This is a genomic window from Rodentibacter trehalosifermentans (assembly GCF_002000545.1).
Taxonomy (GTDB): Bacteria; Pseudomonadota; Gammaproteobacteria; order Enterobacterales; family Pasteurellaceae; genus Rodentibacter; species Rodentibacter trehalosifermentans.
This window is the reverse complement of the sequence record NZ_MLHL01000057.1, coordinates 1-13,274: the sequence shown is the minus strand read 5'-3', so window position 1 is coordinate 13,274 and position 13,274 is coordinate 1. Positions and strand designations below refer to the sequence as shown.

Genomic DNA, 13,274 nt, shown 5'->3' with positions numbered 1-13,274 from the left:
CGCCCTTTTTTCGTTTATGGAAATTTATGAACTGGCAAACCGAACTCAATAATAGTTTAAATTGGATTTTGACCGCACTTTTCTGGGTAGTGATCGGTTTTATTCTCTCTATTGCAGCGCTCAAACAAACCGCTTTCGGCAAGAAATTTTGGCGAATTACCGCGCCCTCTGTTACAAAGAAAAATCGCCTTCAACTTCTTACCATGTTATTGCTGCTTTTCCTAATGATTTTGCTTGAAGTGCGTTTTAGTGTCCTTAATTCCTTTTTTTACAATGGCTTATACAGCTCAATGCAAGAACTGAATGCCGATAAATTTTGGTTCTTTGCAAAACTCAATGCCCTTTTAGTGCTTATTCAAGTATTACACGCCATTATTGATTATTTTCTACGCCAAGTTTTTGAAATCCGTTGGTTAGAAAGCCTTAATGGCATTTTGATAAAAGGTTGGCTGAAAAATAAAAACTATTATCGCCTCAAATATGAACGGGATCTTCCTGATAATATCGATCAGCGTATTGAACAAGATGCACGAGAATTTATCACCAGCACCGTACAAATTGTGCGTGGAATGATTAATTCTGTGCTCACCACCATTGAATTTACCCTTATTCTTTGGTTGCTTTCCGGTGTGCTGAATCTCTTTGGTTTGAATATTGAAAAAGGTGTGGTGTTCTTTATTTATGCCTTTATCATTTTCGCTACCCTGATGTCTGTTTGGATTGGCTACCCATTGATAAAACTTAACTTTAATAAAGAAAAACTCAACGGTGATTATCGCTATTCCTTAATCCGTGTGCGTGATAATGCAGAAAGCATTGCCTTTTATCATGGCGAATCCAAAGAACAAATTTTGCTCAAAAATAAATTTGCTCAAATTATTCAAAACCGCTGGGCCATTGTATTAAAAATGTTGGGGTTAGACGGCTTTAATAACGGAGTGACCCGTTTTGCCAAACTTTTCCCTTTAATGTTGCAAGCCCCCCGTTTTTTTACCGGACAAATTAAACTGGGCGATATGCACCAAACCGTTCAAGCTTTTAATCGGCTAATGACTGCCCTGTCCTTCTTCCGTCTGTTTTTACGCTCTATCAAGCCCGCCTTAATCGTTTGTACGGTTTTATCACGAAACTGGATGAATTGGATCACAGCGAAATCAGCCAACCCTATAAATGCTCAAGTTATGTGGCACTGAAAGATTTTGGGGTGAAAGACGAACAAGGGCGAATTTTACTCAATAATATTAATATCACCCTCAAAAATGGCGATGCCTTACTGATTCAAGGCGCCTCGGGCACAGGGAAAACCACATTACTTAAAGCCATTGCGGGCATCTATCCTTTTGAAACCATTGGTATTGCAGAACACCCTTGTATGGGCAGTTTATTCCTACCACAGCGACCTTATATGCCGCAAGGCACACTGCGTGAAGCCATTTGCTATCCGGATATTAATCCGCATCATGCGGATCTGATTTCAACCATGCGTGATTGCTGCCTAGAAAAATACATCAATGCTTTGGATATCGAAAACGATTGGCAAGCAATTTTATCTCCGGGTGAATTACAACGGGTAGCGTTCATTCGTATTTTACTCACCAAACCGGATGTCGTGTTTTTAGATGAAACCACTTCGGCACTTGATGAAGAAACCGAATATCAGCTCTATAAAATCATTAAAGAGCAGCTACCGAATATGATTATCCTCAGCATCGGACATCGTAATACCCTTCAACAATTCCACAGTCAACAATTGAAATTGGAGGTGTGTATTGTGTAGAGAGAAGTGCGGTTAAAAAATAACGAGAATTTCAGATACTATATCAAATATACAAAAACAGTCATTTCGTTGAAATGACTGTTTTTATAAATTGGGTAAACTACTACTCCTTAACCTCAGTGAAAATCTTTCTTTTCAAACGTTTTTCACTATCAAAATCGTGAGCAAATTGGGTAATGGTTGGTTTACGCTTGCAAAATTCCCGTATTTTAGCCGTGGATGCTTTGTGTTTTTCACCGTCAATGCACACGCCATCAATGTCGCCGTTCAGCATATATTCTTCGCTATATGAAGCATCGCCACCGATGAGAACATAATGGTCGTCCATATCCACCACCACGGATTGATGTCCAAGTGTATGCCCCGGGGTTGGCGGTTGGCACAAGACGGATTTTGCCGTCTGCCGTTAATGTAGTGCTTTGGGCAAAGTTTTCAAAAACACCGTCTTCGTATTTGACAGTGCGGATGTTGAGGAAGAAGAAGTCAGGATAGTGCATCTTTAAATAACCGTTAAACACCGCATCTTTCGCTTGTACGGCATCAAATTCCGCTTCGCTCAACACAAATTCGCTATTAGGAAAATTCGGGATACCGCCTGCATGGTCACCGTGCATATGGGTCATTACCACCGATTTCACCGCCAACGGGTCGAACCCTTTTGCCTTGAGCAATGCACCCACTTCCTCTTCAGGTTTCACACTACGGCGTTCACAGAATTGCATAAACACCTTTCAGCAAACCTTTAGCGATAAAAGCGAGATATTTCGGCACTTCGCCCGTAGCAATAAAGGCTTCTCGTGACACAAGTGTTTTCACCTGCAAACCTTCCGCCAGCCGGGCGAGCTGTGGTTCAGTGAGTTCAGGGCAATGTTGGCGGATAAGATTAAGATAGGTATTCAATAACATAGGATTCCGTATTGAGATTATACCGGCAAAAGAGCAGTCAAATTTCCCCAAGATTTTCGACATTTTCTACATAATACCAAGAATTTTGACCGCACTTTGTATAAAACAGTGATTATTCTGTCGCTTCAACAATTTGATCTCTAATCGCCAAATAAATCCCCACTCCTAACAAACCACAAACCAAAATCACCCCTGATGTGGCATAAAAAATATCGCCAATGCCTACGAGGGGGGAGACTACGCCACCTAAAAAGAAAGGGGCGAAACCTAATAAGGCTGAGGCACTGCCGGCATATTGGCGTTCGCTTTCCATGGCTAATGAAGAGATGGCAGGGAATGTGGTTCCCATTAAAAGCAACATAAAAAAGAAACCGATCTCTACAAATAGCCAATAGGGCTGAAGCAATAAAGTGGCGATAGTATAAGCCGCAGCAATGAGAAAACCCCAAACACCCACAGAAAGTGCGGTTCGATTTGGTAATTTTCCGCCGATATTCGCGCCGATGACTAATGCCGCCCCATTTGCCCCAAAACACAGGCTAAACACAAAGGCACTTAATCCGTAAAAACTTTGCAAAATAAAAGGCGAAGCGGCGATATAAGCAAACATCGCACCCAGCAAGAAACTTTCAATTCCCACATAGCTCATAAACAATCGGTTTTTTACAATCACACCGAATGTAGAAAAAGTGGAAAGCAACGGGCCTTGCAGACGATTTTCAGGCTTTAAACTTTCTTTTAATCGGAAACAAAAAGCAAAAACCAATATGCCGATGAAAGCAAGAAAAACAAAAACCCCTTTCCAACTCACATAGTCCAATAAAAGACTGCCTAAAATCGGGGAAATAATCGGTGCCATTCCATTAATCGTCATCAATAAACCGAAAAAGCGGGTCATTTCACGGCCTCGATAAAGATCCGTCGCCACTGCACGGGAAATCACCACACTACCGGCAGAAGAGAGCCCCTGTATTACACGCAATATAATCATACTTTCAATATTTGGAGAAAATATAATCAAAACAGTACTGATAATATAAATAATTAATGACATCATCAGCGGCTTTTTACGCCCAAATTTATCACTGATAGGCCCTAGAAGTAATTGCCCCAAAGCAAGCCCTATCATCGCTGTCGTCAATGTAAGCTGTGTCATAGAGGGGGAGGTATCAAAAAAATGAGCCAGTTGAGGGAGTGAAGGAAGATAAAGATCCACCACAAAAGGGCCGAATGCTGAAAGCACACCGAGTAAAATCACTAAAAAGGCTTTTGAATTGGCTTTTGTCATACAGGTTTCCGAAAAATAAAAAATGCTGATTATACAAATCCCGCTTTTCCTTTCAATCCATTTTTACCCTTTATTATTTCATAATAAGAAAAAGTCTATTTCCAAATAACAGGCTAGTCTTAAGCGATAATTTCATTATAATCCCTTTCCTTTTCCTCAAATACAAAGGATCTTTTATGAAAAAAACACTTTTAGCCACCGCCCTTTTGGCTTTCTCAACCGGATTATTAGCTTCAACACCGGAACAAAATAAAGCCGCAGCGCTTGATTTTTATGAAATGGTATTCAACCAACATAAATTACAAGAAGCCAGTGATAAATATATCGGCAAGGAATATTTACAACACAATCCAACGGTGGCAGACGGTAAACAAGCTTTTATTGATGCTTTTGCGCCTTTTTTAAAAGAACACCCAAAATAAAAAGCAACGGTAAAACGTGTATTGGCTGACGGCGATTTGGTGGCGTTGCATGTTCACAGTCAATTAAATGATGAAGATCGTGGCGAGACTGTGGTGGATATTTTCCGTTTTGATAAAGAAGGCAAAATCGTCGAGCACTGGGATGTGATTCAAGCAGTTCCTGAAAAACCGAAAGCGGACGGAGTATGTTCTAAGAAAAATGCGTGGAAACCCAACCACGCATTTTTTATTTGTAGCGTTTTTTCACCGCACTTTTATCTGCCTCACGCAATCTTTCTAATTTTTCCTTAATTTGAATTTCCATTCCACGATTGGTTGGGAAATAATACTGCGTATCCTTCAATTCTTCAGGGAAATAATTTTCCCCCGCCGCATAAGCATTGGGTTCATCATGGGCATAACGATACTCCTCACCAAAGCCAAGCTCTTTCATCAGATTCGTCGGCGCATTGCGTAAGTGAGGTGGCACATCGTAATCAGGTAAATTCTTAGCTTGCGCTTTTGCACTGTTAAATGCGGTATAAACAGCATTACTTTTGGGGGCAACCGCAAGATAAATAATGGCCTGTGCAATGGCCCGCTCCCCTTCATAAGCCCCGACACGGGTGAAACAATCCCAGGCGGCAAGTGCCACTTGCATGGCTCGGGGATCTGCATTTCCAATATCTTCTGAAGCAATCGCCAAAAGCCGTCTTGCCACATAAAGTGGATCGCCACCTGCCGTTAAAATGCGGGCATACCAATATAATGCGGCATCCGGTGCAGATCCTCTAACGGATTTATGCAAGGCGGAAATCAGATCATAAAAGCGATCGCCTTGCTTATCAAAACGGGCTTGGCGCTCACCTAATACGGTTTTGAGTAAAGTGCGGTCAATTTTTTTGCCTTTTTCCGTTTCATCTGCCATATCCACCATCATTTCAAGGCAATTTAAAGCCAAACGGGCATCACCATTGGCATATTCAGCAAGAACTTGTAATAAATTCTCTTCTAAAATTAACCGCTCTTTTGCCAGTCCTCGCACCGGATCTTGTAATGCTTGCTTAAGCACGGCTACAATTTCATCAACGGTTAAAGATTTCAATACATACACTCTCGCCCGGGAAAGCAGGGCGTTATTGAGCTCAAAAGAAGGATTTTCCGTTGTTGCGCCAATAAAAATAACGGTGCCATCTTCAATATGAGGGAGAAAAGCATCTTGCTGACTTTTATTAAAACGATGCACTTCATCGACAAATAAAATGGTTTTTCGGGAGGTCAATCGATTTTGTTTGGCACGCTCAATGGCTTCACGAATTTCTTTTATCCCCCCTGTCACCGCTGAAATACGTTCAACATCAGCATTGATTTGATTAGCGATAATTTCGGCTAATGTGGTTTTTCCGGTGCCGGGTGGACCCCAAAAAATCATCGAATGGATATGCCCCGATTCAATAGCCCTGCGAAGTGGTTTACCTTCACCGATAAGATGGGATTGACCAAAATATTGATCGAGATTCGTCGGACGCATTCTGGCAGCAAGGGGACGGAAATCATTTTCCGAGAAATCAAAATCAAGATTCGCCATCATTTTTTCCCATTAAAGCATTTGAAATAAAAATTGAGGGCGTAATCAACACGCCCCAAGCATTATTTTTTACGTTGATCGTCCAACTCTACACCTTTCGGTGGTTTAAATTGGAACAAACTGTCCGGCAAACTTTGGTTGGTAATATTACGCAGTACATAAAGGTTGGTTTGCCCGTCTTTCTCTGTGGTACTGAAATTTTTCAATACCCCATTGGCATCGACCCGAATATCAAATTGTTTAATATTACTTTTCGTCGATTTCGGTTTTAATACGAAAGTATCCGCCTGTTGTGCCACCGTATATTGATTCCAATGGCTTTTATCATCGCTCGTCAGCAAGACAAAAGGCGTATTATTTACTGCCTCTTTTACCCATTGTGCCGTGACTTGTTGCACAAAAGGATCGTAATACCAAAGGGTTTTACCATCAGCAATAATCTGGGTTTCTTGTGGCGATTTGGTGTCCATTCTAAACAAATTCGGGCGTTTAATTTGAATTTTCCCACTGCCCTGTTGCACATTTTTACCACCGGCTGAAGTTACGGTTTGAGAAAAATCGGCACTTAATACACTCACTTGACTTAAACGGGATTGTAATTCACTTGTCGCATCGGCATATGCGATATTACTCATCCCAATTAACCCTAATCCCATTAGACCAAGTGCGGTTACAAAAAACGTTGTTTTTTTCATTTTCCTTTCCTTTTTAAAAGAGAAATTAATAATCCGGTCTGCGTGCAAGAATTTCACGTTTACCGTTTTGCATCGGGCTCACCACCCCTTGCTCTTCCATCTGATCCATAATTCGGGCTGCACGGTTAAAGCCGACGCTAAATTTGCGTTGCAGCGCAGAAACAGAGGTTGTCCCTGTGGTTAACACAAATTCCATCACTTCATCAAATAATGGGTCCAATTCTCCGCTACTTCCGGCTGATTTTTCCACGCCCTCTTCTTCATCGGCGCTTTCTAAAATGCTGTCAATGTAATCCGGTTTTCCACGAGCACGCCAATCATCGGCAATTCTCACCACTTCATCATCGCTCATAAATGCACCATGAACACGGATGAGATCAGAGGATCCCTGCCCGTAGTAAAGCATATCACCACGCCCCAATAGGGCTTCCGCCCCCCCTTGGTCTAAAATCGTGCGTGAATCAATTTTACTTGCCACCGTAAAGGCAATGCGGCTTGGTACATTGGCTTTGATAAGCCCAGTAATCACATCAACGGATGGACGTTGGGTTGCCAAGATCAAATGAATCCCAATCGCACGGGCTTTTTGAGCAAGACGGGCGATAAATTCTTCGATTTGTTTCCCTGCCACCATCATCAGATCGGCAAACTCATCCACAATCACCACAATATAGCTTAATTTTTGTAATGCCGGCGGCATTTGATCCATGGTATCACCCGGTTTCCAAATTGGGTTTGGAATCGGCATACCCATTTTTTCATACTCATCAATTTTTTCGTTAAACCCTTCAATATTACGCACACGAAGCGCAGAAAGTAATTGATAGCGGCGTTCCATTTCATCCACACACCAGCGTAATGCATTGGCCGCTTTTTTCATATCGGTCACCACCGGGGTGAGCAAATGCGGAATATCGTTATAAACAGAAAGCTCCACCACTTTCGGGTCGATCATAATAAATTTTACTTCTTCCGGTTGAACGCGGAAAAGTAAACTTAAAATCATGGTATTCACACCCACAGATTTACCGGAACCTGTTGAACCCGCCACCAATAAATGAGGCATTTTTGCCAAATCCACCACAACCGGTTTGCCGCTAATATCTTTTCCCAATGCCATCGGTAAAAGGGCTTTCGAATCACGAAATTCACTGCTGTCCAACACATCACGTAACGGCACAATTTGACGATGGGCATTTGGAGTTTCGATACCAATATAAGGTTTTCCCGGAATCACTTCCGCCACACGAATAGAGCGGAACATTAAGGCTCGAGCCAAATCTGTATCAATATTGGTGACTTTTGAGGCTTTTACCCCCGGTTGTAATTCTAATTCATAACGGGTAACCACCGGCCCCACAAGCACATCTTTTACTATCGCTTTAACGCCAAAATTACTCAGTTGTTGTTCAATCCGCTGTGAGGTTTCATGGATTTCCTCTCGGGTAATATCTTGTGCCTGAGTTGGGCGGTATTCCAATAAATCCAAACTTGGTAATGGTGTGCTTGGTTTCTCACGTTTTGTCGTCGGTTGTTGGAATGCCGGATGAATCAGAGAATCGCCGTACGGTTTATAAACCGGCGCTGTTTCTTTTTCTTGCTCTTGTTGCGGTGTTTGAACTGCGCTTGGCGGCTCGTTCAAAATCACTTTTAAGGCATCTTCGGCATTCAACGCCTTCGCTCGGGCTTCCATTTCAGCCAAACGCTGTTGCTCTTGTGCAGCAAATTGACGTGCCAAATCATCATTTTCATCATCAACTTCACCAGAAAGTGCGGTTGATTTTGACGATGAATTTTCTACTGACGTTGCCAAAGTTACAGTTGGCATTGCTTGTTCATTCAGCGTAGAAATAGATGAAAAATCAACCGCACTTTGATCCTCTATGGAATGACGTTGTTGGCTTGCACATTCCCAATTTGGTGCCATTGTTTGACTTGGCGTATCTCCGTAGGCAGAAATGCTTACCTTCGGTAATTCGTCTAAAGTTTCGGTTTTAAAAGGCTCAAGCTTTTCATTAAATTCCTCCGTTGTTTTTTGCGTTTCGGAAGAAATCACCACCGATGGCGGTAAACCACTAATATTAATTAGAGTTTCAGGTTGAATAAGTGGACTTTTTGTCTCTTTTCCCGAATTTTCTGCTAAATCTACTTCTTCATTTTTATCTAATGATTTTGTTGCTGAATTTTCGGCATTCACCATTAAAGAATCGGGTTTCTGAATCACGATTTGTTCTAATTCTTCAACAGATTCTTCAGATTGTTCCACATCCTGTGAGTTGTCATTTTTCATCGTCAACCAGTTATAGAAACGCACGAGAAAATGAATTAATGAAGCCCCCGAGCAAAAGATAAAACCAATAATTGTCAGCGCTAAACCCGTGATAATACAACCGAATTTTCCGAGTGTGGGATAAAGAGAAAGCACAAGACTTCCGCCTAACACTCCGCCGGATAAATAATAATTAGTGTTGGAAAGCAACAAGGTTGCCATCATGGTTAAACCAATCAGCAAAGAGATAAAACCAAAACTTCGTAAGGCAATTTTAGTCACAGAAAAATAACGAACCGCTTTTGTTTTTAATAAAAAAGCGGGCACAAAAAAAATTAAGAAAGGAAGAACATTGCCCACATAGCCGAAAAAGACAAAGAAGGCATCCATCACCCATGCACCAAAGGCACCGGCTTTATTGATTGTCTCACGTTGAAAACTGGCGGTTGACCAAGAGTTGTCTAAAGGAGTGTAGCTTGACCAAGCTACAATTAGATATAAACCGAAAAGTACAGTTAATCCTAAAATTAATTCACCAAGATATTGCTTCGGCGTAAATCGTTCAGTAATGCGTTTAATCATTTTTTATTTTAAAACAAGATAATTGGTTTGTTTGACTTCTTCCATCACCACATAAGTGCGCGTATCATTTACGCCGGGCAAACGTAGCAAAGTTGTCCCTAAGAGTTTCCGATAAGCCGCCATATCTGCCACTCGGGTTTTTAATAAATAATCAAAATCACCGGAAACAAGATGGCATTCTTGAATTTCATCAAGGGATTGGATAGCGGCATTAAATTCCTCAAACACATCCGGCTTGCCCCGAACCAGGGTAATTTCCACAATCACTAATAGCGGTGCATCAAGCAATTCAGGATTAAGCAAGGCACGATAGCCCGCAATCACCCCTTGTTTTTCCAATCGTTTTACCCGTTCCAAACAAGGTGTGGGCGATAATCCGACTTTTTTGGAAAGATCAATATTTGAAATTTTGCCGTTGCGTTGGAGTTCATTCAGAATTTTTATATCAATGGCATCTAATGGTTTTTTCTTTTCCATATCGTCCCTATTCCGTTTTTGCACGATATTTTAGCGGATTTTGCTCAAGTTTTCAGTATGACAAAAAATTTCTAAAAATTATCCAAAACATCCAGTGCGTCTGCTAATTTTTTCACCGTAAAAACTTGCATATTTTCAACCGCACTTTTCGGTTTATTGCCAAAGGGGACAATGGCACGTTTAAAACCATGTTTTGCCGCCTCGCTAATACGTTCTTGCCCACTGGGTACGGGACGAATTTCACCGGCAAGCCCTACTTCACCAAAGATCACCAAATCTTGCGGCAAAGGCCGATTGCGAAAGCTGGAAATCAATGCCAACAATAAAGCCAGATCTGCACCGGTTTCTGTAACTTTTACCCCACCTACGACATTGACAAACACATCCTGATCCGCCATTTGCAACCCACCGTGGCGGTGCAATACAGCGAGTAATAATGCCAAACGGTTTTGTTCCAACCCTACGGCGACACGCCGTGGGTTTGCCAACATCGAATGATCTACCAAGGCTTGAATTTCCACCAATAGCGGACGGGTTCCCTCCCACAACACCATAACCGAACTGCCTGGCGTTTGTTCATCGCCACGGCTTAAAAAGATGGCAGAAGGATTTTTCACTTCGCGTAAACCTTGTTCCGTCATACCAAATACACCCAGTTCATTCACCGCACCAAAACGATTTTTATGGCTGCGCAGAGTGCGATAGCGGGAGTCCGCTTCCCCTTCCAATAGCAGGGAACAGTCAATGGCGTGTTCCAATACTTTTGGGCCGGCAAGTGTACCGTCTTTGGTAACATGGCCCACCATAATAATCGCCGTTTGGCGGGTTTTCGCATAACGGGTTAAAAAAGAGGCACATTCTCTCACCTGAGCGACGCTGCCGGGAGAAGATTGAATGTCCGCCAAATGCATCACTTGAATAGAATCAATAACGATAATTTGTGGCTTTAACTGATCCGCAAGATTACAAATTTGCTCCACCGAGGTTTCGGAAAGCATATTGAGTTTGTCATTGGGTAAACCGAGACGATTTGCCCGCATCGCGACCTGTTGAAGGGATTCTTCCCCGGTCACATAAAGTGCCGTCATTTTTTGTGCCAAACCACACATTACTTGTAACAATAAGGTACTTTTTCCTGCACCGGGGTGCCCCCCAATTAAAATGGCACTGCCCGGCACAATCCCCCCGCCTAATACCCGATCAAGCTCTTTAAACCCACTGGTAAAACGAGGAGTTTCCTGCAAGCTGATTTCAGAGAGTGTTTGAATTTTTGCCTGCGTTTCGCCGGCATAGCCGCTGAATCGATCATTTTTCGTTTTCGCAGTAGAAATCAAACGCACTTCGCTAATGGTATTCCACGCTTTGCAGGCAGAACATTGCCCTTGCCAACGGGAATATTCCGCACCACAATCATTACATACATAAGCCGTTTTAGGGGCTTTCGCCATGCTATTTCTCCGTAAACTAAAACTGTTTAAAATATGTCATCGAACAAGGTGATATTTAGTGGTATTGATTTGCCTCGCCCAATATCGCAAGGCGCATCAAGTTAATCATTCGTTCCACGTACAAACGCGTACTAAAAAGTGCGGTCAATTTTTCAATGGTTTTTTTATTGTCTTTGGTTTCACTGTGGAAACGAATTAAATTCTGAATTTGATCGAAAAAATGCTGATTGCTTTTCAACAGCTTCGGCAACAAATCGTACTCTCTCAAATTGTCACTTTTGCTTTCCGCCATAACCTCAAACAATTTTTTGTTCTCGTCATAATAATGATACAAATTGAAAAACGCCCCCACCCGCTCCACGGTTTTCATAAAATCTTGGCTAAAAAGCGAACTTGGCAAAGCAAAGGTTTCTTCCACTAAGGCTTGCTCCATTTTTAAAAGGCGGTGAAATGTCGCCTGAGCCTTCGTCCCTTTTTCTTGTTCTGCTTGTAAAAAATCCCGCCATTGATCTAACCAATCCGTTAATACATAGGGTTGAGCCAGTTGATAACCCCGTTTCGCTTTGCTAGCACTACTGAAATAAATGTTCGTCAAAATCGGTAATTCTTCCACAAAGTAGAAAAGATCCTCAATCTCACCTTCTTTTAATTCAAACTCAATTTCACAAATGGGTTGAGAACGCTTACCGCTGACAATCTCCCCTTGATCAAAAGCCACCTCAATTTTGCTATTGCGAAATTTAACCAACCAAAAAGTGCGGTTGAAATCCGTAGAGAAAATCAGTTTTAGAGGCGATGTCGGCAATTGTTCAAAGGGATATAAGGCCCGTAGCTGATCGTTTGTCGGCACATTGTTTCCATCAATCAATAAATGATATTCAGGACGCGTATGCAAGCCACCGACAACCTGCCCGTTGGTTTTTAGCGTGAGAGTGAAATGTTGATCTTCTTGACGAATACGCAACCCCATTTTTTGCTTGGCGAAGACGTGATCCGGATAGTCATAATAAGTGTTGCCTAAAAAAATGCTTTTACGCTCTAACGGATTAAATTGCTGGAGATGTTGTTCGAGAACATTAAATGCTTCCGGTGTAACGGCAAGTTTGAGTTCAATTTCGTTGATCATTAGGTAAATCCTTCTTAAATTAACTGGTTAAATATACAAGTAAATAGAAATAAATCAAGGGGGGGCGAAAGTTATGAGGAGAAATTTTTTCTATTCAAAAAAATTGAAGAGAGATATACTTACGCCATATACACTCTTCTGAGACTTTTTTTGCTTTCCAGCCCTATTTTTTAAGAATTAAAATAATGAATTTAATAAATAAAATAACCCTGTTATTTATTGCAACCACTCAAATTGCATTAGGAAATGATATTTTATCCAGTGTAATGTTTAAGTTTGAAAATGATAAAATAGCTTTTGAGCAATTTAAATATCTTGGAATATTAAAATGTCTGGATAATAGAATTGGGGATAGAAAGAATAAATTGTTTTTTACGGAATATACCTATCTTTATAATGGACTTTATCCTCTCTCTAGATTAATTAAAGAATATGTGCTTAATCAGATTTATTCTGAGTTTGAACAATCCGAGTTGCAGCTAAGGAACTTTCCTAAAGTTGAAAATAGCGTTGAAGTTTGTCAAAATTTATATAATTCAATTAAATCATATGATCTTTATTTAAAAAACATTTCTAAAAAAAGTCATTATTATCAAGAAAATGATGAAATTATGTTTTCCAAAGAAGAGATAGAACAAAATATGCTTGATTATTTAAATATAGGCAAAGTTGAACGCTGTCGTTTAATTGATTGTATCCCTCAGAAAATAAAAAATA

Annotated in this window: 11 protein-coding genes and 2 pseudogenes; 3 read left to right on the top strand and 10 right to left on the bottom strand. The window is 41.1% G+C overall.

Annotation, left to right across the window (positions count from 1 at the left end; all coding sequences use genetic code 11):
* Positions 1–26: 26 nt before the first annotated feature.
* Positions 27–1,777 (top strand): annotated as a pseudogene (locus BKK52_RS09990) (ABC transporter ATP-binding protein/permease).
* A gap of 103 nt (positions 1,778–1,880) precedes the next feature.
* On the opposite strand, the gene BKK52_RS13925 reads toward BKK52_RS09990, so the two are convergent.
* From BKK52_RS13925 to BKK52_RS09975, 4 genes are all read right to left on the bottom strand, one after another.
* The gene (locus BKK52_RS13925) at positions 1,881–2,105 is read right to left on the bottom strand and encodes a hypothetical protein (RefSeq protein WP_242650080.1); all 225 of its coding nucleotides are present in this window, start codon (positions 2,103–2,105) and stop codon (positions 1,881–1,883) included.
* On the bottom strand, positions 2,062–2,499 hold the full coding sequence (locus BKK52_RS09985; protein WP_077478594.1) for an MBL fold metallo-hydrolase: 438 nt from the start codon (positions 2,497–2,499) through the stop codon (positions 2,062–2,064). The genes BKK52_RS13925 and BKK52_RS09985 overlap by 44 nt, the downstream gene beginning before the upstream one ends.
* Positions 2,486–2,683 carry a cyclic nucleotide-binding domain-containing protein gene (locus tag BKK52_RS09980; protein ID WP_077474571.1) on the bottom strand — a complete coding sequence of 66 codons (198 nt, stop codon included), beginning with the start codon at positions 2,681–2,683 and terminating at the stop codon, positions 2,486–2,488. Before BKK52_RS09980 ends, BKK52_RS09985 begins: the two co-directional genes overlap by 14 nt.
* A 112-nt stretch (positions 2,684–2,795) precedes the next feature.
* The gene (locus BKK52_RS09975; protein ID WP_077478593.1) at positions 2,796–3,971 is read right to left on the bottom strand and encodes a multidrug effflux MFS transporter; all 1,176 of its coding nucleotides are present in this window, start codon (positions 3,969–3,971) and stop codon (positions 2,796–2,798) included.
* Between the two features lie 176 nt (positions 3,972–4,147).
* Between BKK52_RS09975 and BKK52_RS14170 the strand changes: the two are divergent.
* Positions 4,148–4,587: pseudogene (locus BKK52_RS14170) on the top strand (nuclear transport factor 2 family protein).
* A gap of 32 nt (positions 4,588–4,619) precedes the next feature.
* On the opposite strand, the gene BKK52_RS09965 reads toward BKK52_RS14170, so the two are convergent.
* The 6 genes from BKK52_RS09965 to BKK52_RS09940 all read right to left on the bottom strand — a co-directional run bounded on the left by BKK52_RS09965 (position 4,620) and on the right by BKK52_RS09940 (position 12,557).
* Positions 4,620–5,960: a replication-associated recombination protein A gene (locus tag BKK52_RS09965; protein ID WP_077421441.1), complete on the bottom strand. Its 1,341-nt coding sequence runs from the start codon at positions 5,958–5,960 to the stop codon at positions 4,620–4,622.
* Between the two features lie 62 nt (positions 5,961–6,022).
* The gene (lolA, locus tag BKK52_RS09960) at positions 6,023–6,655 is read right to left on the bottom strand and encodes an outer membrane lipoprotein periplasmic chaperone LolA (protein ID WP_077421440.1); all 633 of its coding nucleotides are present in this window, start codon (positions 6,653–6,655) and stop codon (positions 6,023–6,025) included.
* Positions 6,656–6,680: 25 nt separating this feature from the next.
* A complete protein-coding gene (locus BKK52_RS09955) occupies positions 6,681–9,506 on the bottom strand; it encodes a DNA translocase FtsK (RefSeq protein WP_077421439.1) in 2,826 nt (941 codons plus the stop codon).
* A gap of 3 nt (positions 9,507–9,509) precedes the next feature.
* Positions 9,510–9,983 (bottom strand): leucine-responsive transcriptional regulator Lrp, encoded by a 474-nt coding sequence (lrp, locus tag BKK52_RS09950; RefSeq protein ID WP_077421438.1) that lies wholly within the window; start codon positions 9,981–9,983, stop codon positions 9,510–9,512.
* 71 nt (positions 9,984–10,054) lie between these two features.
* Positions 10,055–11,431 carry a DNA repair protein RadA gene (gene radA / locus BKK52_RS09945; protein WP_077478592.1) on the bottom strand — a complete coding sequence of 459 codons (1,377 nt, stop codon included), beginning with the start codon at positions 11,429–11,431 and terminating at the stop codon, positions 10,055–10,057.
* A 55-nt stretch (positions 11,432–11,486) separates the two neighbouring features.
* On the bottom strand, positions 11,487–12,557 hold the full coding sequence (locus BKK52_RS09940) for a CYTH domain-containing protein (RefSeq protein WP_077478591.1): 1,071 nt from the start codon (positions 12,555–12,557) through the stop codon (positions 11,487–11,489).
* Between the two features lie 185 nt (positions 12,558–12,742).
* Here BKK52_RS09940 and BKK52_RS09935 point away from each other — a divergent pair.
* Positions 12,743–13,274 (top strand): hypothetical protein (locus BKK52_RS09935; RefSeq protein WP_077478590.1); only part of this gene is annotated, 532 nt, incomplete at its 3' end.

Bases quoted from the DNA above. Each gene is read 5' to 3' on its own strand.
- BKK52_RS09940 (WP_077478591.1), bottom strand. From the start codon at position 12,557: ATGATCAACGAAATTGAACTCAAACTTGCCGTTACACCGGAAGCATTT.
- BKK52_RS09965 (WP_077421441.1), bottom strand. From the start codon at position 5,960: ATGGCGAATCTTGATTTTGATTTCTCGGAAAATGATTTCCGTCCCCTT.
- BKK52_RS09975 (WP_077478593.1), bottom strand. From the start codon at position 3,971: ATGACAAAAGCCAATTCAAAAGCCTTTTTAGTGATTTTACTCGGTGTG.
- BKK52_RS13925 (WP_242650080.1), bottom strand. From the start codon at position 2,105: ATGGACGACCATTATGTTCTCATCGGTGGCGATGCTTCATATAGCGAA.
- lolA (WP_077421440.1), bottom strand. From the start codon at position 6,655: ATGAAAAAAACAACGTTTTTTGTAACCGCACTTGGTCTAATGGGATTA.
- BKK52_RS09980 (WP_077474571.1), bottom strand. From the start codon at position 2,683: ATGTTATTGAATACCTATCTTAATCTTATCCGCCAACATTGCCCTGAA.
- radA (WP_077478592.1), bottom strand. From the start codon at position 11,431: ATGGCGAAAGCCCCTAAAACGGCTTATGTATGTAATGATTGTGGTGCG.
- lrp (WP_077421438.1), bottom strand. From the start codon at position 9,983: ATGGAAAAGAAAAAACCATTAGATGCCATTGATATAAAAATTCTGAAT.
- BKK52_RS09955 (WP_077421439.1), bottom strand. From the start codon at position 9,506: ATGATTAAACGCATTACTGAACGATTTACGCCGAAGCAATATCTTGGT.
- BKK52_RS09985 (WP_077478594.1), bottom strand. From the start codon at position 2,499: ATGCAATTCTGTGAACGCCGTAGTGTGAAACCTGAAGAGGAAGTGGGT.